Annotated in this window: 25 protein-coding genes; 10 read left to right on the forward strand and 15 right to left on the reverse strand. The window is 69.3% G+C overall.

Annotated elements, in window-relative coordinates:
* Positions 1-6: 6 nt before the first annotated feature.
* Positions 7-1,089, reverse strand: coding sequence for an ABC transporter substrate-binding protein (locus MET9862_RS02570; protein ID WP_142581549.1), 1,083 nt, complete (start codon positions 1,087-1,089; stop codon positions 7-9).
* A gap of 491 nt (positions 1,090-1,580) precedes the next feature.
* Here MET9862_RS02570 and MET9862_RS02575 point away from each other — a divergent pair, with 491 nt between their 5' ends.
* Genes MET9862_RS02575 through MET9862_RS02590 form a run of 4 tightly spaced genes read left to right on the forward strand, consistent with a single transcriptional unit; the run spans position 1,581 to position 5,338 of the window.
* Positions 1,581-2,726 (forward strand): acyl-CoA dehydrogenase family protein, encoded by a 1,146-nt coding sequence (locus tag MET9862_RS02575; RefSeq protein ID WP_142581550.1) that lies wholly within the window; start codon positions 1,581-1,583, stop codon positions 2,724-2,726.
* A gap of 19 nt (positions 2,727-2,745) precedes the next feature.
* Entirely contained in the window at positions 2,746-3,843 is a 1,098-nt protein-coding gene (locus MET9862_RS02580; RefSeq protein ID WP_142581551.1) for an LLM class flavin-dependent oxidoreductase, read from the forward strand.
* Entirely contained in the window at positions 3,843-4,781 is a 939-nt protein-coding gene (locus MET9862_RS02585) for an ABC transporter substrate-binding protein (RefSeq protein WP_185156725.1), read from the forward strand. The genes MET9862_RS02580 and MET9862_RS02585 overlap by 1 nt, the downstream gene beginning before the upstream one ends.
* Positions 4,782-4,801: 20 nt before the next feature.
* Positions 4,802-5,338 (forward strand): cupin domain-containing protein, encoded by a 537-nt coding sequence (locus tag MET9862_RS02590; protein ID WP_142581552.1) that lies wholly within the window; start codon positions 4,802-4,804, stop codon positions 5,336-5,338.
* A gap of 167 nt (positions 5,339-5,505) precedes the next feature.
* On the opposite strand, the gene MET9862_RS02595 is transcribed toward MET9862_RS02590, so the two are convergent.
* The 8 genes from MET9862_RS02595 to MET9862_RS29125 form a co-directional block, all read right to left on the reverse strand.
* The gene (locus MET9862_RS02595) at positions 5,506-6,288 is read right to left on the reverse strand and encodes an ABC transporter ATP-binding protein (RefSeq protein ID WP_142581553.1); all 783 of its coding nucleotides are present in this window, start codon (positions 6,286-6,288) and stop codon (positions 5,506-5,508) included.
* A 98-nt stretch (positions 6,289-6,386) separates the two neighbouring features.
* Positions 6,387-7,178 (reverse strand): ABC transporter permease, encoded by a 792-nt coding sequence (locus tag MET9862_RS02600; protein WP_142581554.1) that lies wholly within the window; start codon positions 7,176-7,178, stop codon positions 6,387-6,389.
* On the reverse strand, positions 7,175-8,155 hold the full coding sequence (locus tag MET9862_RS02605) for an aliphatic sulfonate ABC transporter substrate-binding protein (RefSeq protein WP_142581555.1): 981 nt from the start codon (positions 8,153-8,155) through the stop codon (positions 7,175-7,177). Before MET9862_RS02605 ends, MET9862_RS02600 begins: the two co-directional genes overlap by 4 nt.
* 280 nt (positions 8,156-8,435) lie before the next feature.
* On the reverse strand, positions 8,436-10,826 hold the full coding sequence (locus MET9862_RS02610) for a sensor domain-containing diguanylate cyclase (RefSeq protein ID WP_142581556.1): 2,391 nt from the start codon (positions 10,824-10,826) through the stop codon (positions 8,436-8,438).
* Between the two features lie 227 nt (positions 10,827-11,053).
* Complete coding sequence (locus MET9862_RS02615) at positions 11,054-11,521, reverse strand: MEKHLA domain-containing protein (RefSeq protein ID WP_142581557.1); 468 nt, start codon at positions 11,519-11,521, stop codon at positions 11,054-11,056.
* Positions 11,522-11,630: 109 nt separating this feature from the next.
* Positions 11,631-12,113, reverse strand: a complete 483-nt coding sequence (locus tag MET9862_RS02620) for a GAF domain-containing protein (RefSeq protein WP_142581558.1) — start codon at positions 12,111-12,113, stop codon at positions 11,631-11,633.
* Positions 12,114-12,202: 89 nt separating this feature from the next.
* Positions 12,203-12,469 carry a DUF6894 family protein gene (locus MET9862_RS02625; protein WP_142581559.1) on the reverse strand — a complete coding sequence of 89 codons (267 nt, stop codon included), beginning with the start codon at positions 12,467-12,469 and terminating at the stop codon, positions 12,203-12,205.
* Positions 12,470-12,475: 6 nt separating this feature from the next.
* A complete protein-coding gene (locus MET9862_RS29125; protein ID WP_185156726.1) occupies positions 12,476-12,637 on the reverse strand; it encodes a hypothetical protein in 162 nt (53 codons plus the stop codon).
* 286 nt (positions 12,638-12,923) lie between these two features.
* Here MET9862_RS29125 and MET9862_RS02630 point away from each other — a divergent pair, with 286 nt between their 5' ends.
* Positions 12,924-13,154 carry a hypothetical protein gene (locus tag MET9862_RS02630; RefSeq protein ID WP_142581560.1) on the forward strand — a complete coding sequence of 77 codons (231 nt, stop codon included), beginning with the start codon at positions 12,924-12,926 and terminating at the stop codon, positions 13,152-13,154.
* A gap of 451 nt (positions 13,155-13,605) precedes the next feature.
* Here the strand turns inward: MET9862_RS02630 and MET9862_RS29130 are convergent, their stop codons facing one another.
* The 4 genes from MET9862_RS29130 to MET9862_RS02650 all read right to left on the reverse strand — a co-directional run bounded on the left by MET9862_RS29130 (position 13,606) and on the right by MET9862_RS02650 (position 15,145).
* Positions 13,606-13,779 (reverse strand): hypothetical protein, encoded by a 174-nt coding sequence (locus MET9862_RS29130; protein ID WP_185156727.1) that lies wholly within the window; start codon positions 13,777-13,779, stop codon positions 13,606-13,608.
* 435 nt (positions 13,780-14,214) lie between these two features.
* Entirely contained in the window at positions 14,215-14,496 is a 282-nt protein-coding gene (locus MET9862_RS02640; protein ID WP_142581561.1) for a hypothetical protein, read from the reverse strand.
* 4 nt (positions 14,497-14,500) lie between these two features.
* Positions 14,501-14,794: a DUF6894 family protein gene (locus MET9862_RS02645; RefSeq protein WP_142581562.1), complete on the reverse strand. Its 294-nt coding sequence runs from the start codon at positions 14,792-14,794 to the stop codon at positions 14,501-14,503.
* Between the two features lie 120 nt (positions 14,795-14,914).
* On the reverse strand, positions 14,915-15,145 hold the full coding sequence (locus MET9862_RS02650) for a hypothetical protein (protein WP_142581563.1): 231 nt from the start codon (positions 15,143-15,145) through the stop codon (positions 14,915-14,917).
* Between the two features lie 426 nt (positions 15,146-15,571).
* On the opposite strand from MET9862_RS02650, the gene MET9862_RS02655 reads away from it, so the two are divergent.
* Positions 15,572-15,778: a hypothetical protein gene (locus MET9862_RS02655; protein ID WP_142581564.1), complete on the forward strand. Its 207-nt coding sequence runs from the start codon at positions 15,572-15,574 to the stop codon at positions 15,776-15,778.
* 395 nt (positions 15,779-16,173) lie between these two features.
* Here the strand turns inward: MET9862_RS02655 and MET9862_RS02660 are convergent, their stop codons facing one another.
* Both MET9862_RS02660 and MET9862_RS02665 read right to left on the reverse strand, forming a co-directional pair.
* Positions 16,174-17,085 (reverse strand): response regulator transcription factor, encoded by a 912-nt coding sequence (locus MET9862_RS02660; protein WP_142581565.1) that lies wholly within the window; start codon positions 17,083-17,085, stop codon positions 16,174-16,176.
* A complete protein-coding gene (locus tag MET9862_RS02665; protein WP_142581566.1) occupies positions 17,078-20,458 on the reverse strand; it encodes a hybrid sensor histidine kinase/response regulator in 3,381 nt (1,126 codons plus the stop codon). Before MET9862_RS02665 ends, MET9862_RS02660 begins: the two co-directional genes overlap by 8 nt.
* A gap of 274 nt (positions 20,459-20,732) precedes the next feature.
* Between MET9862_RS02665 and urtA the strand changes: the two genes are divergently transcribed.
* From urtA to urtD, 4 genes are all read left to right on the forward strand, one after another.
* Positions 20,733-22,001: an urea ABC transporter substrate-binding protein gene (gene urtA / locus MET9862_RS02670; RefSeq protein ID WP_142581567.1), complete on the forward strand. Its 1,269-nt coding sequence runs from the start codon at positions 20,733-20,735 to the stop codon at positions 21,999-22,001.
* A 118-nt stretch (positions 22,002-22,119) separates the two neighbouring features.
* A complete protein-coding gene (gene urtB / locus MET9862_RS02675) occupies positions 22,120-23,046 on the forward strand; it encodes an urea ABC transporter permease subunit UrtB (RefSeq protein WP_142581568.1) in 927 nt (308 codons plus the stop codon).
* An 11-nt stretch (positions 23,047-23,057) separates the two neighbouring features.
* Positions 23,058-24,245, forward strand: a complete 1,188-nt coding sequence (urtC, locus tag MET9862_RS02680) for an urea ABC transporter permease subunit UrtC (RefSeq protein ID WP_142581569.1) — start codon at positions 23,058-23,060, stop codon at positions 24,243-24,245.
* 20 nt (positions 24,246-24,265) lie between these two features.
* Positions 24,266-25,051, forward strand: coding sequence for an urea ABC transporter ATP-binding protein UrtD (gene urtD, locus MET9862_RS02685; RefSeq protein ID WP_142581570.1), 786 nt, complete (start codon positions 24,266-24,268; stop codon positions 25,049-25,051).
* Positions 25,052-25,095 lie beyond the last annotated feature (44 nt).

The raw sequence follows: 25,095 nt of genomic DNA on the forward strand, positions 1-25,095 counted from the left end.
GTCCCTTCAGCTCAGCACGTCGGCGTAGACGCGCTCGGCGAACTTCGCCGTATCGGTGGTGCGCTTGAGGACGTTCACCTGCTTGAGCTCGTCCCCGTAGAGGATGAGCTGGCGCTTGAGGTCGGCCCCGACCGGGCGGTCGCCGTGGTGCTGGCTGCGCAGCATCGCGGCGAGATCCTCCACCGAGCCCTTGCCGCCGTAGCCGGAGAAGATCCGCGCGGCGTCCTCCGGGTTCTCGTGGACGCGGTGGCCGGCCTCGAGGATCGCGCGGGTCAGCGCGGTCGCCGCCGCGCGGTCGTTGCGGATCAGGCTGCCGCGCACGGCCACCACGCAGCAGGTGCGGTCGGCATAGGCGCCCGACAGGTTCGTGGCGACCTCCGCGAAACGCGGGTCCTTCAGCCAGATCCAGGTGCGCGGGTCGGCATCGGCAAGGGCCTGCGCCTCGCCCTTCTCCACCGCGAGATTGAGGAGGTCGGCCGGGTATTGCCGCCACTCGACGCCGCTCTCGGGATCGATCCCGGCCTTCGCCAGGAGCAGGCCAAAGAAGTTCTTGGCCGGGCTCGCATGGTCGCTGATCGCGATGGTCTTGCCCTTGAGGGCCGCGATCTCCGTGATGCCGGCCGACTTCGCCCCGAGCAGCCGCAGGCAGCCGCCGTGCAGGCCGGCGGTGATCTTCACGTCGAAGCCCTGCTCAAGCGGTTTCAGCCAGCGCAGAGCCATGCCGATGCCGGCATCGGCCTTGCCGGTGGCGATCGCCTCGAGCAGCGCCTCGGTCGAGCCGCCGAAATTGACGAATTCCACGTCGAGCCCGTGAGCCGCGAAGATGCCGCGCTCCTTGGCGAGCGGCGCCGCCGCGGTGCAGATCGCGGTGGCGTTCCAGGCGAGCTTGATCGGCTTCAGCGGCCCGGCGGGCCCCTCCGCGGCGGCCGGACGGCAGAGCGGGCCGGGATCGAAGGGGGCGGCGGGGCCGGGTCCCCAGGCGCGGCCCGCGCTCACGCCGAACAGGGGCAGCGCCGCCGCGGCCGCGCCCGCGCTCAGCAGGAACCGGCGCGACGGCTGGAGGCCGGGGCGCCGAGGCACGTCAGTCATGGTGGTCTCCAGGTGCCGCGCCACGCGCGGCGGGTCGCACGGACGAACGACGCGCGCGCAACGGTCCGATGACTGGGACGGCGCACTGGCGGCGTTCGGGAAGCGGCTTTCTGGTGAAGCCGATGTATTCAGTCTTCAATCACGCGGCCGCGATGTCAACGAAAGCGTATTCTCATTGTCGAGCCCATTCGGAGACAGCGCGATCGCGATGAACGCGCCTGCGAGAAGGTTCTCGCGGCACGGCATGACAGCGCAATCTCGGATCCCCCGCCACACGGAGGCCCTTTTTCCAGAGACGACGGACGATAATGTGCGCCCCTCGGAGCCGGCACCGCAGGTTTGTTCCGCTCCATCGCGCGAAAACAGCGAGACTGTCCTCTCGGCGAGCGGATCTTTGGAACTCTGGTTCGTTGACGGGCCGCCGGTCCGGCCCGACCCTTAGGGCGTGGCGCCCGGATCCCACCGCGGCGGCCCCTCCCTATCAGAGTCCGATGACCGTCGCCGTTCCGCCGCCCGATCCTGCCCGCGCGCTCGCCGAGGACTTCGCCGCCCGAGCCGCCGGCTACGACCGCGACGGCGCCTTCCCGCACGCGAACCTCGCGGCCCTGCGCGCAGCCGGGCTCCTCGCCCTGACGGTGCCGCTCCGGCTCGGCGGCGGCGGTGCGGGGCTCGCGCGCGCCGCCGCTCTGGTCGGGACGATCGGCGCGGGCGAGCCGGCCACCGCCCTCGTCCTGGCGATGACGCTGCTCCAGCACGGGCTGATCCACCGGGACGGCTCGCCCTGGCCGCGCGCCATCTCGGACGCGGTCGGCCGCGACGCGGCAGCGCGGGGCGCGCTGATCAACGCCCTGCGGGTCGAGCCCGAGCTCGGCACCCCGGCCCGCGGGGGACTGCCCGCGACGATCGCCCGACGTGACGGCGAAGGCTGGCGCGTCTCGGGCCGCAAGATCTACGCGACCGGGGCGCCGGGTCTCGCCTATGGCGTCGTGTTCGTGCGCACGGACGAGCCCGAGGTGCGGACCGGCTCGATGCTCGTGCCTTTCGGCGCGCCGGGCATCCGGATCGAGGAGACCTGGGACCACCTCGGCCTGCGCGCCTCGGGCAGCCACGACGTGGTCTTCGAGGACGTCGCCGTGCCCGGATCCCACGCCGTGGACCTGCGGCCGCCCGCCGGCTGGCAGGTGCCCGACCCGTTGCAGCAGGCGTGGAGCTGCGCGTTGCTGGCCGCGCTCTACGACGGCGTGGCGCGGGCCGCGCAGAGCTGGCTCGTGGCCTTCCTGCGCGAACGGAGGCCGGGCAGCCTCGGCGCGCCGCTCGCGAGCCTGCCGCGCGTCCACGAGGCGGTGGGCGAGAACGAGCGCCTGCTCGCGGTCAACGCGCGGCTGATCGCGGGCCTCGCCGCCGAAACCGATGCCGGACGCGTGCCCGCTCCGCGCGAGGCCGGCTTCGTGAAGGTCACCGTCTCGGAGAACGCGATCGAGCTGGTGCAGCGCGCGGCCGAACTCTGCGGAAACGCCGCGCTCTCCCGAAAGAACCCGCTGGAGCGCCACCTGCGCGACGTGCTCTGCGCCCGCATCCACTGGCCGCAGGGCGATGCCGTGCGCTCCGCCGCCGGCCGCGCCGCCCTCGGCCTTTGAGTCCTCCGGAGATGACCCCATGAGCCTGCTGCATCCCGAACAGGCCGAGTTCATCGGCTTCGTCGCCCCGCGCGAGGTCTCGGAGACACACGCCGCGCGAGGGCCCGCCATCGACCGCGGCTACCTGCGTCTGCTCGCACAGGCGCATGAATGGGGCGGCTTCGACCGCGTGCTCGTCGCCGCCTACGCGACGGCGCCGGATCCGCTGCTCGTCGCCGCGCAGGTCGCCGCGGTGACGGAGCGGATCGGCCTGATGATCGCCCACCGCACGGGCTTCGTCGCGCCAACGGTCGCCGCGCGCCAGTTCGCGACTCTCGACCAGCTCACGGGCGGCCGTGTCGCGATCCACGCGATCAGCGGCGGCGACGACCGCGACCTCGCGAAGGACGGCGATCATCTGACGAAGGACGCGCGCTACGCCCGCACGCAGGAATTCCTCGACATCGTCCGCCTGTCCTGGACCTCGCAAACGCCCTTCGACTACGCGGGCGCGCATTACCGGGTCGCGGGCGGCTTCTCGGAGGTGCGGCCCGTCACGCAGATCCCGGTCTATTTCGGCGGCGCCTCACCGGCCGCCCTCGCGGTTGCCGGGCGCCATGCCGACACCTACGCGCTCTGGGGCGAGACGCAGGATCAGGTGCGCGAGCTGATCGGCCGCGTACGGGCCGCGGCGGCCCCGCACGGGCGGTCGCCCCGTTTCAGCCTCTCGGTGCGCCCGATCCTCGCCGAGACCGAGGAGCGGGCCTGGACGCGGGCGGAGGCGATCCTCGCTCAGACGCGGGCGCAGCGGGCGGCCCAGGGCCTCGGCCCCGCGGCGCGCCCGCAGAACGAGGGCTCGCGCCGCCTCCTGGCAGCCGCCGCCGCGGGGCCACGCCTCGACAAGCGCCTCTACACGGCGATCGCCGCCGAGACCGGCGCGGCGGGGAATTCCACCGCCCTCGTCGGCACGCCCGAGCAGGTGGCGGACGCCCTCCTCGACTACCACGCCCTCGGGGTGCGCACCTTCCTGATCCGCGGCTTCGATCCGCTGGAGGACGCCCTGCATTACGGGCGCGCGCTGCTGCCGGCCTTCAAGGACCTCCTCGCCCGCCGCGGCAACGCGGCGGAGGCCGCCTGATGCGCGCGCTCGTCCTTTCGCTGCTGGCTCTCCTCACCGTCGCGCCGGCCTTCGCCGAAACGGTGCTGCGGGTCGGCGATCAGCGTGGCAATGCCCGCGCCCTGATGGAGGCGGCGGGCGTGCTCGACGGCTTGCCCTACCGGCTCGAATGGAGCGAGTTTCCGGCTGCGGCGCCCCTCCTCGAGGCGCTCAATGCCGGTGCGATCGACGCGGGCGGGGTGGGCGACGCGCCCTTCACCTTCGCGGCCGCCGCCGGGGTGCCCGTGAAGGCGTTCCTGGCCTTCCGCAACCGTCAGGACGGGCTGGCGATTCTTGTCCGGCCGGATTCGCCCATCCGGCGCGTTCAGGACCTGAAGGACAAGCGCATCGCCACCAACCGCGGCTCGATCGGGCATCAGATCGTGCTGGCCGCCCTCGAAGAGGCGGGGCTGCCCGCCGACAGCGTGCGCTTCCACTTCCTGCCGCCCGCCGACGCCAAGCTCGCCCTCGCGGCAGGCGCCGTCGACGCCTGGTCGACCTGGGAGCCCTACACCTCGGCGGCCGAGCTCGCGGGCCTCGTGCGCGTGGTGCGCGACGGCAACGGCATCACGCCGGGTCTGAGCTTCGCGGTGGCGAGCGACTCAGCGCTCAAGACGAAGCGCGCGCTGCTCGCCGATTATGCGAGCCGCCTCGCCCGGGCGCGAGCCTGGGCGCTCAAGGATCCGGCGCCCTACGCGGCCGTTTGGTCGGCCTTGATCGGATTGCCCGAGGCGGTGCCGCTGCGCTGGTTCGGGCGGGCGCAGTACCGCACCGTGGCGATCGATGCCGCGGTGATCGCCGACGAGCAGCGCATCATCGATCTCTATGTCCGCGCCGGGCTGATCCCGCAGGCCCGCGCGCCACGGGCCGAGACCATCCTCGACCCTTCGTTTTCGGAAGCGCTGGCGGCCGTGCGATGATGCGGCCGGAGGAACGCGACATGCACGACAGCGGCGACGGCCACAGCCACCACGGTCACGACCACAGCCACGACCATGGCCACGGGCATGACGCCCCTGACGAGCGCTGGAAGCACGACGGGGTGCGGGTGATCCCGGGCGACCGGCTCGACCCCAACACCGCCCAGACGCCGGGGATGTTCCGGCAGGCGGCCATCAACGCCGCCCGCGTCGGCGCCCAGAAGATCTGGGCCGGCACCGTGGCCATCGCGCCCGACGCCAAAACCGGCGTGCACCATCACGGCGCCCTGGAGAGCGTGATCTACGTGGTCTCCGGCCGCGCCCGCATGCGCTGGGGCGAGCGGCTCGAATACGTGGCCGAGGCGGGGCCGGGCGACTTCATCTTCGTGCCCCCTTACGTCCCCCATCAGGAGATCAACGCCTCCACCGACGAGCCCCTGCACTGCGTCCTGGTGCGCTCCGACAACGAGGCCGTCGTCGTCAACCTGCCCGATGTCGCCGCCGCGGAGGCGCCCGAGACCGTCTACTGGGTCGATCCCATCCACAAGCATCCGTGAGACGCGGGCGCGCGCAGGCATGAGGCGGGGCCGCCTGCGTCTCGGCGGCCCCCACGCGTCCGGCCGGCCTCCACACCGCGGGGTGGCGCGATCCGGCCGGGCGGATGCGAACGTCGAGCGCGGGACGCATCTCGCCAGGAGCCTGGAGGCCGCGACGCTCGACGCCTTTACCACCAGTTGGCACGGCCCTCCGGCGTGAGGTCGCGCCGGGTCTCGACCGGGCGGAGCGACCGATCGAGGGCAGCCAGCACCCGGCGCACCGCCTCCTCGTAGCCGGCCGCCGCCGGCGCGCGCGGCCGGGCGACCTCGACCGCGACGGTCTCGTCGAGACGGCCGGGCCGCGGTCGCATCACCACGACCCGGTCGGCCAGGGTCACGGCCTCGCCGACATCGTGCGTCACGATCAGGATCGTGGGCTTGGCCTCGGCCCAGAGGTCGAGGAGTTGCTCGTGCAGCCCCTTCCGCGTGAAGGCGTCGAGCGCCGAGAAGGGCTCGTCCAGAAGCAGCACGCGTGGGCCCGCCACGAAGGCGCGGGCGATGGCAACCCGCTGCTGCTGGCCGCCGGACAAGTCCCGCGGCCAGCGGTGGGACTGCTCGGCGAGGCCGACGCGCTCGAGGGCGGCGGCGACCCGTGCCCGGCGCTCGGCCCGCCGCAGATCGGCGAGACCGAAGCCGACATTGCCCGCGACGTCGAGCCAGGGCAGGAGCCGCGGCTCCTGAAAGACCACGCCAACGGCGGGATGCGGTCCGCGGATCGTCTCGCCATCGACCTGCACGGCACCGCGGCTCGCCTGATCGAGACCGGCGATCAGCCGCAGCAGCGTCGTCTTCCCGCAGCCCGAGCCGCCGATCAGCGCGACGATCTCCCCCTGCCGCACCTTCAGGTCGATGCCGGCCAGCGCCTCGGTGCCGTCCGCATAGGTCTTCGAGAGATCGTTGACGATGAGCACGGGCGTCTCTTGCTGGGCAATCCTTCGCACGACCGGGGCGTTCGGCTCGAGACGCGGGACCTCGGCGGGCTCGGCGTCCCGCCCGGGCTGTGCGGCCGTCACAGCCTGTCCCGCACAGTATCCTGCCAGCGCGTCAAGGGCAGCGTCAGCGAGACGAGGACCATGTCGGCGAGCTTGCCCACCAACGCGAAGGCGATGATCGCCGCGACGATCTGGTCGGGCTTGCTGAACTGCTGGCCGTCGACCAGCAGATAGCCGAGTCCCTCCGAGGCGCCCATCAGCTCCGCCGCGACCACGAACAGGAAACCGAGCCCGAGCCCGGTGCGCAGGCCCACCAGGGTGGCCGGCAGCACCGCCGGGAGCAGGATGCGGCGGGCCAGCGCGAGGCGCGACAGCCGGAAGATCCGCCCGACCTCGATCAGCTTCCGGTCGACGGAGGCGATCGCCCCGGAGACCGCGACATAGACCGGGAAGAAGACGCCGACCGCGATCAGCAGCACCTTCGGCGTCTCGAGGATGCCGAACCACAGGATGAAGAGCGGAACCCAGGCCAGCGACGGGACGGCGCGCAGGGCCTGCAGGCTCGGGTCGACCAGCCAGCGCAGAAGCGGGACCGTCGCCACCAGGGCGCCCGCGACGATCCCGGCGACGGCACCGAACAGGAAGCCGAGCCCGACCCGGACGAGCGTCGCCTCGACATGCAGGCGGAGATCACCCGAGCGTGCGAGGTCCCACAGGGTCGCTCCGATCCGGCTCGGCGGCGGCAGCAGGCGCCCGGGGGCGGCACCGCTGTCGACGGCAAGCTCCCAGCCGATCGCCAGGACGAGCGGCAGCAGGAGAGCCAGACCGACACGGTAGCCCTGTCGCAGCAGCGGCCCCCTGTGACTCACCGCGTCGCGACGGGATTGAAGCCGGCGTCGAGCAGGCCCTCGACGGCGGCGGCCACATCGGTGGTCGCCGGGATCACGCCGGCCTGCTGCAGGGCGAGACCGGCCGCCCTGATCGAATCCGCCTGGGCCTGGCCGATCGTCGGCTGGGACAGGTCCGTGCGCTCGATCTGGCGGGCGATCACAGGCTCCGGCAGCTTGGTCGCCGCCACCAGCGCGGCGCTCAGCGCCTGCGGGTTGGCCAGCGCGTAGGCGCGCGCCCGCTCATAGGCCGCGATCACGGTGCGGACGAGGTCCGGATGCGCCCGGGCGAACTCCTCGCGCACGTCGAGCAGGCCCCAGGTGTTGGCCGCCGCGTCGCGGTAGAACAGCAGGTCACCGTTCTCGATCTCGGCCGCCGCCATCATCGGGTCGAGGCCGGCCCAGGCATCGACGTCGCCACGGTCGAGGGCCGTGCGCCCGTCCGGATGCTGGAGCAGGACGAGCTTCGCGTCACGCTCGGTGAGGCCGGCGCTCTGCAGGGCCCGGATCAGGAAGATGTGCGGGTCGGTGCCCCGGGTGACGGCGACGCGCTTGCCCTTGAGATCGGCGGGCTTGGCAATGCCCGTGTCCTTCCGGGTGACGAGCGCCGTCCATTCGGGCCGCGAGAAGGCATAGACGGCCTTGATCGGATTGCCGTTGATCCGCGCGACAAGGGCCGCCGCGCCCGCGGCCGAGCCGAAGTCGATCGCGCCGGCATTGAGGAATTCCAGCGCCTTGTTCGAGCCGAGCGACTGGACCCAGCGCACCTTGATGCCGCGCGAGGCCAGCGCCTCCTCGAGGAAGCCCTTCTCCTTCAGGACGAGGCCCACCGGGTTGTAGGTCGCCCAGTCCAGCCGAATCTCCTTCGGGTCCTCCGCGCGGACCTCGCGCCCGAGCAGGCCGCCCAAGGCCGCCAAGGCGAGGGCGGAGACCAGAAGCGATCGACGGGTCGGGATCATCGGAGGACCTTGCTCAACGGGCGCCACGGGATCTGTGTCGGCTTCGCGGCTCGCATCAGGCGGGGCCGAGCATCGGCCACGACCAGCGGACAGATCTCCCGACGACGCGTCTCATCCAATCTCGTCCTGGAGAGCAGCGTATCGGGACAGCACCACAGCCTGTGTTCAAGCTCGGGTTATCGAAGCCTGGCCGTATCGAGTCAACGAAAGCATCTTCTGAACTTTCCCGCGACTTGGCGAAATTCTTCGCCGGGTGGCCGCAACGACGCGCGGCTCCGTCTCAGGCGGCCTCGGGGGCCCTCTGCTCCGGACTCGACAGGGCGCTGTGCGTGAGAGCGGCGAAGTGCTCGATCGGCGCCGGTTTGCCCATCAGGTAGCCTTGGGCGGATTGGCAGTTCTCATCCGCCAGGAAGCGCAGCTCGGCCGCCGTCTCGACGCCCTCGGCCAGGACAGGCAGGCCGAGGCCGCGACCGAGGCCCAGCACCGAGCGGACGATCGCCTTGGTCTGCTCGTTGCCGTCCACCGCCCGGATGAACGAGCCGTCGATCTTGATCTTGTCGAAGGGATAGGTGCGCAGGTTCGACAGCGACGAGTAGCCGGTGCCGAAATCGTCCATGGCGATGCGCACGCCCAGGGCCTTGAGCTGACGCAGGGTGGATTGGGCGCGCGACGGATCGCGGATCAGCGCGGTCTCCGTGATCTCGACCTCCAGCCGCGCGGGCTCGAGGCCGGTCTGAAACAGCACCTCGTGCACCACCTGGACGAAGTGCGGGGCATGCACCTGCACGGCCGAGACATTGACCGCCACCGATAGCGGGTTCGGCCAGCTCGCGGCCTCGCGGCAGGCTTCGCGCAAGACCCACTCCCCGATCGGCAGAATCGCGCCGCTCTCCTCGGCGATCGGGATGAACACGGCCGGAGACACCGCCCCGCGCTCGGCATGCCGCCACCGCAGCAGCACCTCGAAGCCGATCGTGGCGCCCGTCTGCACGTCGGTCTGCGGCTGGTAGACCAAGTGCATCTCGCCGCGCGCCACCGCATGGCGCAGGTCATGCTCGAGAAGGCGGCGCTCGCGCACCTGGGTGCCCAGCTTGGCCTCGAAGAACCGGTAGGTCCCGCGTCCCTCGGACTTGGCCTTGTAGAGCGCGGTATCGGCGTAGCTCAGGAGCAGCGCGCGCTCCTGGGTGTCGTCGGGATAGAGCGCGATGCCGACGCTGGTGGCGATCACCGGACCAGCCGCATCCGTGCTGCCGTTGCGCAGGGCCTCCAGGATCTGCTCTGCCAGGCGGCCGGCGGCCACCGCGTGCTCGCAGGGCATCAGGATCGCGAACTCGTCGCCGCCGAGCCGGGCCATCATCTGGGTGTCGTCGAGGAGAGCGGTGACCGAGCGGGCGACCGTCACCAGCATGGCGTCACCGGCAGCGTGACCGAACAGGTCGTTGACCTCCTTGAAGCGATCCAGGTCGAGACAGAGCACCGCCAGCTTCCGCCCGGTCGCGTCGGCGAGTTTGAGTTCCTGATCGAGGCGCAGCGCAAAGCTTGCCCGGTTCGCCAGCCCGGTGAGCGCGTCGTGATGGGCGAGGAACTGGATCTGACCCTCGGCCTTGCGGCGGGCGCGCAGATCGCGCACGGCCACGGCGTAGTGGGGCTGGCTCCCGTATGTGACCGGCCGCATGATCACTTCGACCGGGATTGTTCGGCCCTCCGCCGGCTTCAGTTCGGCCTCGACCGGCTGGTCGCCCTGGCCGCCCAGCGCGAGCCGCCCCGCCGCACCGGGCAGGAAGCGGGACAGGTCTGCGCCGGAGAGTTCGGCCGCGCCGAGGCCGACCAGCCGGGCAAAGCTCTCATTGGCACTGGCGATCACCTCGCCGCGGCACACCACCAGACCCTCGACCGCGGCGTTGGCGAGGCTGTTCAGCCGCTCGTGCTCGAGGGCGGCTTGGCGACGCTCGCGGATGTCGAGCGCCAGAGCGGCGCAGGCCAGAAGCAGGATGGTGAGGCTGGCGAGCGCGACCCCCACGCCCAGCCAGCGGGACGGCAGGGCCGTCTCCGAGATCAGGATGGCGGGATCGGGCTCGATCGTGACCGCGCCCATCGCCGTGAAGTGGTGGCCGACGATGGCAAGCAGCAGCAGCGCGGCCCCCACGATGTGCATGCGTCCGTCCCGGCGGGACAGGGCGACCTGCAACGCGGCGGCGCCGAGCAGCGTGCCGAGCCCCAGCGAGACGGCCACCAGGGTCGGATCCCACTGGATGTGGCCGGCGACTTCGTAGGCGGCCATGCCGGTGTAATGCATGGCGGCGATCCCGCCGCCGAGCACGCCGCCGCCGAGAAGCGCGGCAAACGGGATGAAGCGCACCTGGGCGAGGGTGAGGCCGATGCCGGTCAGAACGATCGCGTAGACGAGGGAGAGGGCCGTGAGGCCGAGGTCGTAGCCGTTCGGCACGCTGGGCTCGAAGGCCAGCATCGCGACGAAATGGGTCGCCCAGATGCCCGAACCACCGGCCACCGCGGCCACGCCCAGCCACGTGGCATGCAGGCGCCCCGTCGCCCTGCGGGTATGACGCAGGAGTTCGACGCAGGTGGAAGCAGCCAAGGTGCAGATCACGGCAGCCAGGCTGACCAACCAGAGGTCATGCGCCCCGACGAAGCAACCGACGACCTTGAGCATGACATCTCACGACAAAAGCACCTGAATCTCGCCGAGCACATGCGACAAAAGTTCTTACCAACCGTTAATATATAAGAAGATTCCGCTATTATCCAAGACATAACCGAGATCGATTGGCGCTGAACGGATTCTCTGCTTGCGATCAAGAATCTCACCTGAAGTCGAACCAAACCCAAAATACACAACCAAAGATGGAATCAAACAACCTGTCCGTCAGGCGGCCCACCTCACCCCGCGTCGCGCCATGACAGGAAGCTGGCGGCTTGCCCCGCCGACGAGCCATCTGCACGGAGCAGGCGCCAGACCACGCCATCCTCGATCCAGAAGCGCCGGCCGGACTTCGCCACCCGAACCCCTGCGTAACCCGCGGCAAATCCATCCCGCGTCACCCGGTCGAGCAGGGCCTGCCGCTCGCCGCGTGCGGGCGCCTCGGCCGAAAGGCGGGACGGCAGACCCACAATCTCGTCCCAGCCGTACTCGAAGCAGGCCTGCGCGGTCCGGTTGGCGTAAATGAACCGGGGGTCCGTCGACCCGTCATGCGCGAGGACGGCAAACGGCGCCTCCTCGTAAAGCCAAGCCGGATCACGCACCGCAAGTGCCATCGGGCGTCCCACGAGCGTCAGGTGGCTGCCGGCAAGGAGCTCAAAGAAATCGCGATCATACGCGAGACTGATGCCGGGCTGGCTGGCGGACATGGCTCGGGCCTTCATGCGCTTCGACCACAATCAGCGAGCAGTGCCGTCCTGCGGGCCGGCTGTCCACGTATCGGACGCCGCGGCGACGGGCCGGTCGGATGGGGCGCGGTCAAGCCACCGCGAAGTGCAACCGCGTCAGCGCCGCCGTGGCCATGTCGGCCAGGGCCTGCAACCGCTGCACCGTATCCGGGTCGGGCTCGACGAAGGTGCACCAATAGGAGCCGAGCGCCGCGACCGGCACGGGTGCTCCGATCGGAACCATGACGAGGCTGCGCATGGAGGCGGCCTTGTAGGCCCAGGCTGGAACGCGCGGATCCCGCTCGATGTCAGGGACGACGGCCGGCTGCCGGTTCAGCATCGCCCAGCCGGAGATGCATGCCTCCAGCGGGAACCGTTGCCCTCTCCAGAGTGGCCCGACAGCATCCTCGGCCACGTAGCGGCAAAACGCGCCGTCGCGCAGCACCACCGCGATGCCGTCCGAACCCGCGATCTGCCGGGCTGTCTCGCGCAGGACAATTACCAGCTCATCCAGGGATCGCACGCGCAGCAAGCGATGATGCGCTTCCTCAAGTTTGACCTGACTGCGATCCATCGAACTCGCGTGACGGTGACGATCCTTCGCCTCCAGAGCTAACAATGGGTCCCTCCGGACGCAAATCGGGGGCAGACGCGATCGTCGCGTCAGTGCAGGGTGCCGCCCTCCGTCTTCGGAACCGGCTCGGTTGCCAGGGCCTCGGTCAGCGGGAATTCCAGCACGACATCCTCCGCCTCATCGGCCACGAACAGCACGGCCTTCAGCAACGCGGGATCACTGTCGGCGCCCTGGAGGAGTTGCAGGGCCAGCACCCTGGCGGCCTCCCAGGCGGCATCCGCATCGTCCAGCTCGCGGCCATCGGGGTCCACCACCACGTCATCGCCGATATGGGTGTGGAAGAAATAGCGTGGCATCCGCGCTCAGCCCTCGGCCTTGTCGCCCTGACCCGTCTTAACGCCACCTTGCGGGTCCGTCTCATCCTCCGCGCCATCGGCATCCCGGCCCTGGGGCGTGAGCCTCGGGCGGTCGATCCCGGCCTCCTCGCCGGTCTCGGGCGGGGTCGTCTTCGGCGTGTCGGCCATCGGAGCGCCTTTCGGTTCCTGATGAGCCAACACGAGCGGGCCGGGAGAGTTCAGGCCTCGCAGCCGCCGCATTGCGACAGGGCCGGCTTCAGCGGGATGTTCGACGGATCAGGCGGCGCGCTTCCACGACACTTCGAAAGACGATGCGGCGCGATTGTCGCCAGGCTCGGATCGGCCAGGGATCGGTGCATCGCGCCCTGACCCGAGCCAAGGGAGCTGCAAGGAGGCTGTATCAGGGCTTTGTGTCGCAGCGCGAAATGCGCTGGCGGCTCCCACGTTCGGGTCTATGGAGAACGCACCCTTCAACATCGTCATTCGCGGACGAGGCTACGAGTGCCGCGTGTCCGGGGCAACAGAGGGAGAGGCGGCGGATGCGGCCGAGACCATCCTTCATCAGCTCCGGCAGCAGCCGAAGGTCTGGCCCGCCCAGGTTCACATCGAATGTGAAGACTTCGCGGCGGCGAAGCGGTTGGCCGGATATTTTGCTGCGATCACCGTGGAGCCCGACCTCGGCTGAGAGGCTGTTCGAGCCGATCGCGCGGGTGTCGATCCGGCGTATCCTCTCCTCGACCTCATCCTGACGCCACGGCGGTCGGGACATGCTTGTCCGGCCCCTCGGCGAGGGGCTCTCGTGGCGGTTCGGCCCGAGCGTGTCATCGATCTCGCGGACGAGGACACACTCTCGCCACGCTGCGAGCGCGTCCTGACGGCCGGGGGGATGCCAGAGGAGGTTGCGTATGACGATCCTCGATCCGACAACCGGCAAGCTCATCACGATCAATCTGCCGAAGCCACGACCCTAGAGCCGTCTCCGATCGCGGTGCGGTCGGAGAGCGCTCCAAGTCTTTGGTGTGACGCGCTCTCTGTCGCTGAGCCGGCATCCACGTCGTCGGAGAGCGCTCCCAGAGCGCCGGGCCCGGATGGCCGAGATGCCATGCCAGCGCCCGAACGTGAGCGCCTTGCAGGCATCAGCCCTCGCCGGGCTCCGGCCGGTCCACGTTCTGCTCAGGCTCGTCGACGGTGAAGCCGGCAAGCCAATCGGCACTCTCTTGCGAGCCCGGCCGGTAGGGGTTCGCATTGACCGGCTGGCCAGCGCCCTTCGCTGCCTTGCCCTCCTCCCAGTGCGTGGATTGGCCCGCCATGGGCAGCCTCCTCTGCTGAACGGCGCCCGCGGTCTACCTGCCGCCGCCGCCCCCCTGAGGCGCGACCTGGTTCGGCTGGTTGGCATTGCCGGCCGCAGACGAGCTGTTCGATATCGAGTCCTCCGGGCGCCCGGTCGGCGAGTAGCTGCCAGCGGCTGGAGCGCCCGTCGCGCCCGTGGTCGGGGCCGCAACACCAGGGACCGGACCGGGCGTCGCCGGAGTGGTCGGCCCTGGTGCTCCGCTGGTCTGAGCGGATGCCAGAGCGGTGAAGGAGAGAACGAGCGGAACGGCGAACAGGACGGAACGCATGAAAACCTCGCTGTGCAGTCCGAGAGGCGAACGTGCGAACAGCCCGAGGGTTCAGAAGCAGGGTGCGAGGACAGGAGACCAGACGCAGTCTCGACTTGCTTCAAGATCTCCCAGCCTGGACCTCGCTCATTCGCCCGATGAACGGCGCTCCTCATCGAGATCGAGCGGCGAGAGCATGATCAAGCGCGACTCGGCTTCGATCTCCCGGGCGAGGTCTCGCAGGTAAGCCAGCAGGCGCCCCTTCTCGTCGGCGTTCTGCGTCTCAACCCAGAAGGCGACTGTCCCACGGCGGGCAGCCTCCAGATCGCGCAGCATCGTCTCAGCCATCTGCGCGGCTTCGCGCTCGCTCGGCGCCGCGATGGTGAACCGGCTGGCCGGGTACCAGATCCGAATGCGAACGGTCGCCATGGTGCTACCGCCCGCCGTGATTGGGCTGAGGACGGGCGTTGAGTTGGGGGTGTCCCTTCTCCGACCACCTCAAGCGCGGCTCGCAATGCGGCTTGTGCGTCACCGTCAGCACCACATGGGCATGGTCGTCGCGGACCGAGACCACGGCATGGCTGCTTGTGCCGAGGTCCGTCTCCGGCAGGGTGTTCAGCAGCCTCAGCGCATGGCGCAGAATCTCGTCGGTGCCCGCGCACTCCTGACCATCATCGTCCCAGGTGGAGAGGCTGTCGCTATGCAGGTCGAAGAAAAAGTGCGGCACGGGCAAAGCTACCAAGGCTGGGGTTGCGCTTGAACAGCCAGAGGGGCCCGAGGACGCTCTCGGACAACGAGGGTTCAAGAGCATAAAGCCAATAAGCGCCAAGCGTTCCGCGTCGGGCGATCAGCAAGCGGGGCCAGCAAGGGCGTCGAAGTGTTCCAGGAAGCGCAGCCCGTCCCAGACTTCGACAGCGTGGCCGTCGATCAGTTCGCTGGCCAATGTCAGGGCTGCTTCATCGGTCTCGGCAAAGAGGTGCTCGGTGCGGACCACGTTGCCATCCGCGTCGAGGAGGAAGGCGCGGTAGCGGCACTGGTCATGGAGGTGCGGCGGCTTCGGAGGCTGCACGTCCATCATCGCCCCCATCGTCTCAACGCGCCCATGCAGGGTGCCGTCCCCATCATCACAGTACCCCATTTGTTCACGGATGAGTAGGGTATGCCGGCTCTGAACCACAGCCGGCCGTCAGGGTCGGTGAGAGCGCTCTCCGCCGACGTGGATGCCGGTTCGGCGAAAGAGTGCGCGCTGAAACAAGGACGGAGTGCCACTCCCCCCTCGGGCTGGTCCGCCGCCCCGCGCGCGCGGGGACAGGGATCGGCCCCGAGCCGGCGGCGATGGTCAGGAGCCACCGACACGGGCCGTCAGCGCACGCGCCTGCGCTCGTTTATCGCGGCCTTCCCCGCGATGGCGCGTGGCGCCCGAGCCCTATCCTCCCATCGACTGCCCGCGTGGCAGTGCCGTTCCGGTCCTGAACTGCGAACGTCGGAGCAAGGGAGAGCGCGCGTGAGGATAGCCCTAGTCGTTGCTACGGCCGGGATGGCGGTCGGGCTGATGTCGTTCGCGGGCAGTGCATCGGCAGCGCCGGTGGGGCCGTCCAGCGTCGTCGCATCGTCCGGAGACAGCCTGCAGGTCGAGGCCAAGGCGATGCGGAAGTCGGCCGCGCGGAGCACGCGCGGGATGCGGAAGATCCCGAAGAAGAAGGGCCTCTGAGGGTCGGCGGGCGGCTGGCTCGAGGCCGGCCGCCCGGTTCAGGCCATGGCGGCTCGGATGGACATGAGGACGCGCGACCCGCGCGGGATGGTCTCTCGTCCTCGAACCGGGGCATCCCCGCCGATCAGGCCGGTTTCGGCTGCGGGACCGGGCCGACCTTGGCGAGCGTTCTCCAATTCTGGGCAGAGTCCACAACGTGGAACGCGTCTCTCGCTCCGGTCAATCCGCGCAGCCGGAGGCGATCCAGCGTCAGAGCTTGCCGAGGGGAAGAACTTGGCGTCCCTGTACATGGACACTCGATAATTGACTCAGACATAGCTCTTCAGATGCACCTGTCAGCATCTGTGAACTCAAGATCGAGATCATATGTTTTATATTCATATGTTTTAGAAATATCAACTGCCATCTCGAAGATGTCGATTGGCAATCATCGATGCCGCAGTCCTGTTTTCGACCCCGAGCTTGGCGTAAATAGCCTCCAGATGCTTGGTCACGGTCCGGTGGCTGAGACCTAGAATCTCCCCGATGTCGCGGCTCGACTTGCCTTGGGACAGCCAGAACAGGACTTCCGCCTCGCGCGCGGTGATCGGCAGGTTCACCCGTAGCCGGGCGAGGCTCAGGGCGGGATCGTCACACGACAGCCGGAGCAGGATTTCCTCGGCCGTGCCGCCGACGAAGCCCAGGGTGTGCGGCGGCCCGTTCGCTCCCTTCAGCGTCAAGGGACCGGTGGTCGTGCCTGCGAGACAAGCCCTCAGCCAATCGACGGCCTCGGACGGCAGGGACAGGACGCCGTCGGGTGTCGGAGCCAGGGCGGCGATGAGTTGTCTGGCCTGCGGCGTACACCACAGGACCCGCCCGTTCGCGGAAACCGCCAGCAGGGTCCGGCCCATCGCGTCGAGGGCGTGGCGTGCGCTGCGCGTGGATCGCGCCCCGGCAAGATGGGTGCGGATGCGGGCCAGGAGTTCGTCCGGGGCAATCGGCTTCGTCACGTAGTCGACCCCGCCGGCATCGAGACCCCGGACGATGTGCTCGGTCTCGCTCAGGCCGGTCATGAAGATCACCGGAACGTCGGCGAGTTGCGGCTTCGCCTTGAGGCGGCGGCAGGTTTCGAACCCGTCGAGGCCGGGCATCACCGCGTCGAGCAGGATCACGTCGGGCGTGACCTCATCGACGAGGGCGAGCGCGAGATCCCCCGCCACCGCGATCAGCACCGTCGCGCCGGAGCGCTCGATCGCCTCGGTGAGGAAGCTCAGGGCCTCGGGGGAGTCGTCGACGACGAGGACCACGTCGCGGCCGGGCTCAGTCATCGCCCGCAAGCTCCTTCAGCACGGCCAGGTAGCGGCGCAGGTCGTAGCCGGCGATCAGGCCGCGCATCTGCGCGACGAAGGCCTGCGGCCCGGTCCCGTCCTGCTCCATCGCCGAGAGCTTCGCCTCGATGCCGCGGATATGCCCGATCCGGCCGAGCCGCAGCAATTCGCCGACATGGTCGGCGCCGGGACGTGCCGTTAGGGGCGAGACCTCCGGCACGGCAACCGGCGACACGGTTGTGGCCGCTTCCGCCCAGTCGAGGCGCAGCAAGGCTCTGGTCCGGTCCAGCACGTCGCGCAGGTCGAAAGGCTTGGCGAGGATCGCGTCGTGGGGCGGGCTGTCGCCCCGGTGGGGACCGAGTTCGTGGACGTTGGCCGACATCATCGCGATCGGCCCGGCATGGCCCCGCGCGCGCAGAGCCGCCGCGACATCCCAGCCGCTCATGCCCGGCATCGCGATGTCGAGAAAGATCAGGTCGATACCGCCCGCGTCCTCCGCCTCGGCCACGGAGGCGAGGCAGGCCATCCCCGTCTCGGCCTCGCACACCGTGAGCCCGCGCGGTTCGAGGATGGCGCGCATCAGGGTGCGGTGGGCAGGATCGTCGTCGACCACGAGGACGGTCCGGCGTGGCCCCGCATAGGTGGATTCCGCGCGCGCCGCCGGTGCGGCGAGCACGGGGTGCGGCACGGCGGCCAGCATCAGGCGCAGGCGCGCCCGCGTCCCGCCCCCCGGCGCTGCCGTCAGGGCGATCTCGCCGCCGAGAAGCTGCGCCAGCAGGTTCGCGATGGTGAGGCCGAGCCCGGTCCCGGGCGTGTTGCGGGCGGCCGAGGTCGAGCCGCGCTCGAAGGGCTCGAAGATCCGGGCGAGGTCCGCCTCCGGGATACCGGGCCCCGTGTCGCTGATCGTGAAGACCGCGACCTGGCTGCGGTAACTCAGATCGAGGGACACCGTCCCGCGCGGCGTGAACTTGATGGCGTTCGACAGGAGGTTGAGCAGCACCTGCCGCAGGCGCTTCTCATCCGTGGCGACGACCTGGGGCAGGATCTCGGGCCGGCTGAACCGGAAATCGAGTCCGGCCTCGCGCGCCTGGAGCCGGACCATGTCGGCGAGCTGGTCGAGGAAGTCCGAGAGCCGGATCTCGTCGCGGTTGATCTGCAGGCGGCCCGCCTCCATCCGCGAGATGTCGAGCAGCCCGTCGATCAGGCCGGAGAGGTGCTGGGCGCTGCGCCGGATCACCCGGATGCCGTTGAGCCGGGCCGCGGGCATCGCCGGATCCGTCTCGAGGAGCTGGGCATATCCGAGCACGGTGGAGAGCGGGGTGCGCAACTCGTGGCTGAGGCCGACGACGTAGCGGCTCTTCGCCTGGTTGGCGGCCTCGGCCCGTTCCTTGGCCTCCTGGAGCTTCGCGTCGGTGACCTTGTGGGCTGCGATCTCGGCCTCGTAGAGGGCCGTCTGTCGCCGGGTCTCGGCCTGGGCGACGCGCCGGCTCTCCTGCGCCAGCACGAACAGCCACGCGACCACGCCGAGGATGACCACGAGGATGAAGAACACGCTGGTCAGGGCCGTGCGCAGCACCTCGCGATGCTCCGGATGGGCCATGCTCGCGCCCGCATGCACGATGCCGAGGATCAGCCCGATCACCGCGCAGAGCGTCAGCATCACCGCGAGGTAGCGCCCGAGCGGAGCCCCGATCCAGGCGGCGGTCCGGCTCGGCAGGACGCGGCCGAGCGCGCGCCGGGCCTGGGCCTCCAGCCGGCCGTTCGGCTTGCAGAGATCGCCGCAGCGCGCGTCGAGGGAGCAGCAGAGCGAGCAGATCGGCGCGTTGTAGGCCGGGCAATGCGCCATGTCCTCGCCCTCGAAGGGCAGCTCGCAGACCCGGCAGGTGATCTCCCCCGCGCCCCAATCCTGGCGCGGCCGGCGCGCAAGGTACCAGCGCCCGTCCGTCGCCCAGGCGATGGCGGGCGCCGCGCAGAAGGCGATGATGAGGGTCAGCATCGGGGCGAAGGCCTGCATCACCGGCCCGAGCAGCCCGAGATGGAGCAGGCAGCCCGCCACCAGGGCGAGCAGCATCGCCCCGGTGCCGACCGGATTGACCGCGTAGAGATGCGCCCGCTTGAACTCGATCCCGGGCGGGGACAGCCCGAGGGGCTTGTTGACCGCAAGGTCGGCGGCCAGCGCCCCGACCCAGGCCGAGACGATGCAGGCATAGAGCGGCAGCGTGCTCTCGATCGTCTTGTCGATGCCGAGCACCATCAGGAGCACGGCGATGGCGACGTTGAAGACCAGCCAGACCACCCGGCCCGGATGGCTGTGGGTGAGGCGCGAGAAGAAGTTCGACCACGCGATCGAGCCCGCATAGGCGTTGGTCAGGTTGATCTTGAGCTGCGAGAGGAGAACGAAGAGTCCCATCAGCAGCAGCGCCGTGCGGCTGCCCTCCCCGGCCACGTAGCCGAAGGCGATCCGGTACATCTGGGTCGGCTCGGCCGCGTGCTCGGGCAGAACCCCGTGCGAGAGGGCCAGAACGGCGAGACCGGCGCCGAGCAGGAGCTTGACCATGCCCGGCAGGATCCAGCCGGCACCGCCCGCCAGCACCGCCAGCCACCAGCGCCGGTCGTGCGGGGCCGTCGGCTCCGGCACGAAGCGCAGGAAATCCACCTGCTCGCCGATCTGCGCCAGCAGCGCGAGCAGGACGCCGGTGGCGGCGCCGAAGCGCACGAGGTCGAAGCCCGCCCCGCCACCGTCGAGGCCCGGGAACACGGCGAGCGCCCGCAGCGCGGTCGGATCCTGGGCGGCGATGCAGGCAAGCGGCAGCAGGCTGAGGCCGATCCAGAGCGGCTGGGTCCAGATCTGGAACCGGCTGATCAGCCGGATCCCGTAGACCACCAGGGGAATCACCGCGCCCGCGCAGACGAGGTAGCCGAACCCGAGCGGCAGCCCGAGGCAGAGCTGCAGCGCCAGCGCCATGATCGCCGCCTCGATGGCGAAGAAGAGGAACGTGAAGCTCGCATAGATCAGCGAGGTCACCGTCGAGCCGAGGTAGCCGAAGCCGGCCCCGCGGGTGAGCAGGTCCATGTCGACGCCGTGGCGCGCGGCGTAGGCGGCGATCGGCGCGGCGGTGGCGAAGATGATCAGGCCGACGACCAGGATGGCCGCCAGCGCGTTCACGAAGCCCGCGGTGAGAACCAGCGTGCCGCCGATCGCCTCCAGCGCCAGGAAGGAGACCGAGCCGAGCGCCGTCTGGGCGACCTCGAATCCCGACCAGCGCCGTGCCTTCTTGGCGGTGAAGCGGAGCGCGTAATCTTCCAGCGTCTCGTCCGCCACGAAGCGATTGTAGTCCCGCCGGATCGGGATGATGCGCTGCGGACCGCTCATCGCGCGCCGGCCCGATCCGGCCATCGATCGCCCGCGCGCGGTCGAGCGTCCGCGCGCGCGGTGGCACGCGCGCCGCAACACGCCGCGACGCGGCTCGGATCCTGTGCCGTCGGTGTCATCGGTCCCTTGGATATGCAGCCCGACGATGCGGCAGAGGCAAGGGGCCGGCCATACGCAAAACAGCGTATATGCTGCGCCGCGGGAGCCCCCCTAGCCTGACCGTGTCGATCCGCGGCCGCCCTCACAGGCCCGGACGCCAACAGGGTCAGGCACGATGGCAGACGACACCGACACCGGCTTCGATTCCGGCCTGCGCTCGCCGCTGCGGCGCAGGCTGCTCATGGGCTTGGCCGGCCTCCCGGCGCTGGCTCTGCTGCCGGGGACCGCGCGGGCCGCCGCCCCGACCGCGGCGGTCAACACCACCGGGCTCGCGGTGACGGACAGCGAGGTCACGGTCGGCATCCTGCACTCGGTCACCGGCACGATGGCGATCTCCGAGACGGGGGCGCAGCAGGCCGAGAAGCTCGCCATCGCCCAGATCAACGAGGCGGGCGGCGTGCTCGGCCGCAAGATCAAGATCATCCAGGAGGACGGCGCCTCGGACTGGCCGACCTTCGCCGAGAAGGCCAAGAAGCTCCTCGTCAACGACAAGTGCGCCGCCGTGATGGGCTGCTGGACCTCGGCCTCCCGCAAGGCGGTTCTGCCGGTCTTCGAGCAGTATAACGGCCTGCTCTACTATCCGACTTTCTACGAGGGTCTGGAGCAGTCGAAGAACGTCTTCTATACCGGCCAGGAGGCGACGCAGCAGATCCTCGCCGGCCTCGATTGGGTGCACAAGGAAAAGGGCGGCGACACGTTCTACTTCATCGGCTCGGACTACATCTGGCCGCGCACCTCGAACAAGATCGCCCGCAAGCACGTCGAGAACGTGCTCAAGGGCAAGGTCGTCGGTGAGGAGTACTTCCCGCTGGGCCACACGCAGTTCAATTCGGTGATCAACAAGATCAAGCTCACCAAGCCGAAGGTGATCTTCACCGACGTGGTCGGCGGCTCGAACGTGGCCTTCTACAAGCAGCTCAAGGCGGCCGGCATCGATCTGTCGAAGCAGGTCCTGATCACGATCTCCGTCACCGAGGACGAGATCGACGGCATCGGCGGCGAGAACATCGCCGGCGCCTACGCCTGCATGAAATACTTCCAGTCGATCGAGAACGAGAACAACAAGGCCTTCGTCGCCGCCTTCAAGAAGATGTGGGGCGAGAAGACCGTCATCGGCGACGTGACGCAGGCCGCCTATCTCGGGCCGTTCCTGTGGAAGATGGCCTGCGAGAAGGCCAATTCCTTCGACGTGGACAAGGTGGTGGCGGCCTCGCCCGAGCTTGAGTTCAAGGGCGCGCCCGAAGGCTACGTGAAGATCGATCCGAACCATCACCTCTGGTCGAAGACCCGCGTCGGCCGTGCCAAGACCGACGGCCAGTTCGAGATCGTCTACACCAGCCCGGACCTGATCAAGCCCGACCCGTTCCCGAAGGGATACCAGTAGTCGTGCCGGCTCCCTCCCCCTCTCCGGGGGAGGGAGGGCGTTCTGCGGAGCGCCACGAGACGCCATCGGAGAGCAGCACTGCCCTCGATCCCGCTTCGCCTTGGAGGCCTGTAACGGCATGTTCGGCGACTATTCCATCGGTGACCTCGGCGCGATCTTCGCGATGCAGGGTTTTGCCGGCCTGATCCTGTTCTCCGTCTACCTGTTGATGGCGCTCGGCCTCGCGATCATCTTCGGACAGATGGGCGTGATCAACATGGCGCACGGGGAGTTCATGATCCTGGGCGCCTACGTGACCTATCTCTGCTCGACCTTCTTCCAGTCCTACCTGCCAAGCCTGTTCCCGATCTCCTTCTTCGTGGCGATGGGCCTCGCCTTCCTGGCCTCGGGCGCGATGGGCATGCTGGTCGAGTGGGGCCTGATCCGCTTCCTCTACAAGCGGCCGCTGGACACGCTGCTCGCCACCTGGGGCCTGTCGCTGATCCTGCAGCAGGCCTACCGCTCGATCTTCGGCGCACGCGAAGTCGGCGTCGAGCTGCCGGCCTGGCTGATCGGCTCGGTGCAGGTCACCGACACGATCGAGGTTCCGATCAACGGCCTGTTCGTGATGGCCGTCACCATCCTGATCACCTGCGCGGTCGCACTGCTGATCTTCCGCTCGCGCTTCGGCCAGCAGGTCCGCGCGGTGATGGCCAACCGCGCCATGGCGGGCGCCGTCGGCATCGATACCGAGAAGGTCGACCGCTACACGTTCGGCCTCGGCTGCGGCATCGCGGGGGTCGCGGGCTCGGCCTTCACGATGATCGGCTCGACGGGGCCGACCTCCGGGCAGCTCTACATCGTCGACACCTTCCTCATCGTCGTCTTCGGCGGCGCGGCGAGCCTCGTCGGCACCATCGCCTCGGCCTTCTCGATCTCGCAGACCCAGTCCACGCTCGAATTCTTCCTCTCCGGCTCGATGGCGAAGGTGCTCACCCTGCTGGCGGTGGTCGGGATCCTGATGCTGCGGCCGCAGGGCCTGTTCACCCTCAAGGTCCGGCGCTGAGGAGGCCCGCGATGACGAACCCGGTCCAGGCGCTGACGAAATCCGTCACTGTCAACGACAACCCCTTCATGAAGCCGGTGGAGTGGCTGAGCCTGCTCGTTCTCGCCGCCCTGATCCTGGTGGTGCTGCCGCTGCTGCTCGACGGCTTCCGTCTCAACCTCGTCGGCAAGTATCTCACCTACGCCTTCGTGGCACTCGGCCTGGTGATCTGCTGGGGCTATGCCGGCATCCTCTCGCTCGGCCAGGGGGTGTTCTTCGGGCTCGGCGGCTACTGCATGGCGATGTACCTGAAACTCGAGGCGTCGAGCGTCGAGAACACCAAGATCCAGTCGACGCCGGGCATCCCGGATTTCATGGACTGGAACCAGCTCACGGCGTTGCCCTGGTTCTGGCAGCCGTTCAAGAGCCTGCCGCTGACCCTGATCCTCGTGATCGCGGTTCCGGTCCTGTTCGCCTTCGTGATCTCGTTCGCGATGTTCAAGCGCCGGGTCGGGGGCACCTACTTCGCCATCATCACCCAGGCGATCGCCGCGATCCTGACGATCCTGATCGTCGGCCAGCAGGGCTATACCGGCGGCATCAATGGCATCACCGACCTGCGCACCCTGCACGGCTGGGACATCCGAACGGATGCGGCGAAATTCGTGCTGTATTTCATCAACGGCGGCTTGCTGATCGCCTGCATCCTGGCCGCGCAATACGTGAAGAAGTCCAAGCTCGGGCGCATCCTCGTCGCCATGCGCGACAAGGAGGACCGGGTCCGCTTCTCCGGCTACTCGGTCGCGGGCTTCAAAGTCTTCGCCTTCTGCCTCGCCGCCGGCTTCGCGGCAATCGGTGGCGCGATGTTCACGCTCCAGGTCGGGTTCATGTCGCCCTCCTTCGTCGGCATCGTGCCCTCGATCGAGATGGTGATCTACACGGCCGTCGGCGGGCGCCTGTCGCTGTTCGGCGCGGTCTGGGGCACGCTCCTCGTCAACTGGGCCAAGACGAGCTTCTCCGAGAGCTTCCCCGACCTCTGGCTGTTCGGCCTCGGCGCGCTGTTCATCGCCGTGGTGCTGGCCTTCCCCAACGGGCTGGCGGGACTCTGGCGCGAGCGGATCGAGCCGCGCCTGACCCGGCGGGTGAAGGCCCTGCGGGCGCCGCCGCCCGCGATCCTCCCGCCGCATGGCACCCCACCCCATGGCGCCCCGGCCGAGTGAGAGCCCCCGAGGAGACTCCCATGAACGCCGCGATCCTCCCCTCCCCCGCCATCGGCGCCGACTCGGCGGCGCCCGACTTCCTCCTCGCCGTCGAGGCGCTGACCGTCTCCTTCGACGGGTTCAAGGCGGTCAACGACGTGTCGTTCTACGTCGACCCGGACGAGATCCGGGTGATCATCGGCCCGAACGGGGCCGGCAAGACCACGGTGCTCGACCTGATCTGCGGGCGCACCCGCGCCAGCGGGGGCTCGATCCGCTACAAGGGCCAGGAGCTGACCCGGCTCTCCGAGAGCGCGATCGTCCAGGCGGGCGTCGGCCGCAAGTTCCAGACGCCGTCGATCTACGACGACCTCACGGTGTTCGAGAACCTGGAGATCTCGTTTCCGCGCGGGCGCTCGGTGCTCGGCGCGCTGACCTTCAAGCGGGATGCGGTGGTGCGCGACCGCATCCATGAGATCGCCGAGACGATCTTCCTGAAGGACCAGCTGCGCGAGCGGGCGGAATTCCTGAGTCACGGCCAGAAACAGTGGCTCGAGATCGGCATGCTGCTGATCCAGGACCCGGAACTGCTGATGCTCGACGAGCCGGTGGCCGGGATGAGCGTGGCCGAGCGCGTGAAGACCGCCGAGCTTCTCAACCAGATCATCAAGGGCCGCTCGGTGCTGGTCATCGAGCACGACATGAAGTTCGTCGAGGACATTGCCCACAGGGTCACCGTGCTGCACCAGGGGAAGGTGCTCTCCGAGGGCTCGATGGAGCGGGTCAAGAACGATCCCAAGGTCATCGAAGTCTATCTCGGCCATTGAGGAGCCCATGATGCTGCAGACCGTCGCCGCGACGATGCCGCCTC

The sequence above is a fragment of the Methylobacterium symbioticum genome, from assembly GCF_902141845.1.
Lineage (GTDB): Bacteria > Pseudomonadota > Alphaproteobacteria > Rhizobiales > Beijerinckiaceae > Methylobacterium > Methylobacterium symbioticum.

What these genes read in the sequence shown, in the direction of transcription:
- MET9862_RS02570 (WP_142581549.1), bottom strand. Translation starts at nt 1,089, where the DNA reads ATGACTGACGTGCCTCGGCGCCCCGGCCTCCAGCCGTCGCGCCGGTTC.
- MET9862_RS02575 (WP_142581550.1), top strand. Translation starts at nt 1,581, where the DNA reads ATGACCGTCGCCGTTCCGCCGCCCGATCCTGCCCGCGCGCTCGCCGAG.
- MET9862_RS02580 (WP_142581551.1), top strand. Translation starts at nt 2,746, where the DNA reads ATGAGCCTGCTGCATCCCGAACAGGCCGAGTTCATCGGCTTCGTCGCC.
- MET9862_RS02585 (WP_185156725.1), top strand. Translation starts at nt 3,843, where the DNA reads ATGCGCGCGCTCGTCCTTTCGCTGCTGGCTCTCCTCACCGTCGCGCCG.
- MET9862_RS02590 (WP_142581552.1), top strand. Translation starts at nt 4,802, where the DNA reads ATGCACGACAGCGGCGACGGCCACAGCCACCACGGTCACGACCACAGC.
- MET9862_RS02605 (WP_142581555.1), bottom strand. Translation starts at nt 8,155, where the DNA reads ATGATCCCGACCCGTCGATCGCTTCTGGTCTCCGCCCTCGCCTTGGCG.
- MET9862_RS02610 (WP_142581556.1), bottom strand. Translation starts at nt 10,826, where the DNA reads ATGCTCAAGGTCGTCGGTTGCTTCGTCGGGGCGCATGACCTCTGGTTG.
- MET9862_RS02615 (WP_142581557.1), bottom strand. Translation starts at nt 11,521, where the DNA reads ATGTCCGCCAGCCAGCCCGGCATCAGTCTCGCGTATGATCGCGATTTC.
- MET9862_RS02620 (WP_142581558.1), bottom strand. Translation starts at nt 12,113, where the DNA reads ATGGATCGCAGTCAGGTCAAACTTGAGGAAGCGCATCATCGCTTGCTG.
- MET9862_RS02625 (WP_142581559.1), bottom strand. Translation starts at nt 12,469, where the DNA reads ATGCCACGCTATTTCTTCCACACCCATATCGGCGATGACGTGGTGGTG.
- MET9862_RS29125 (WP_185156726.1), bottom strand. Translation starts at nt 12,637, where the DNA reads ATGGCCGACACGCCGAAGACGACCCCGCCCGAGACCGGCGAGGAGGCC.
- MET9862_RS02630 (WP_142581560.1), top strand. Translation starts at nt 12,924, where the DNA reads ATGGAGAACGCACCCTTCAACATCGTCATTCGCGGACGAGGCTACGAG.
- MET9862_RS29130 (WP_185156727.1), bottom strand. Translation starts at nt 13,779, where the DNA reads ATGGCGGGCCAATCCACGCACTGGGAGGAGGGCAAGGCAGCGAAGGGC.
- MET9862_RS02640 (WP_142581561.1), bottom strand. Translation starts at nt 14,496, where the DNA reads ATGGCGACCGTTCGCATTCGGATCTGGTACCCGGCCAGCCGGTTCACC.
- MET9862_RS02650 (WP_142581563.1), bottom strand. Translation starts at nt 15,145, where the DNA reads ATGATGGACGTGCAGCCTCCGAAGCCGCCGCACCTCCATGACCAGTGC.
- MET9862_RS02660 (WP_142581565.1), bottom strand. Translation starts at nt 17,085, where the DNA reads ATGACTGAGCCCGGCCGCGACGTGGTCCTCGTCGTCGACGACTCCCCC.
- MET9862_RS02665 (WP_142581566.1), bottom strand. Translation starts at nt 20,458, where the DNA reads ATGAGCGGTCCGCAGCGCATCATCCCGATCCGGCGGGACTACAATCGC.
- urtA (WP_142581567.1), top strand. Translation starts at nt 20,733, where the DNA reads ATGGCAGACGACACCGACACCGGCTTCGATTCCGGCCTGCGCTCGCCG.
- urtB (WP_142581568.1), top strand. Translation starts at nt 22,120, where the DNA reads ATGTTCGGCGACTATTCCATCGGTGACCTCGGCGCGATCTTCGCGATG.
- urtC (WP_142581569.1), top strand. Translation starts at nt 23,058, where the DNA reads ATGACGAACCCGGTCCAGGCGCTGACGAAATCCGTCACTGTCAACGAC.
- urtD (WP_142581570.1), top strand. Translation starts at nt 24,266, where the DNA reads ATGAACGCCGCGATCCTCCCCTCCCCCGCCATCGGCGCCGACTCGGCG.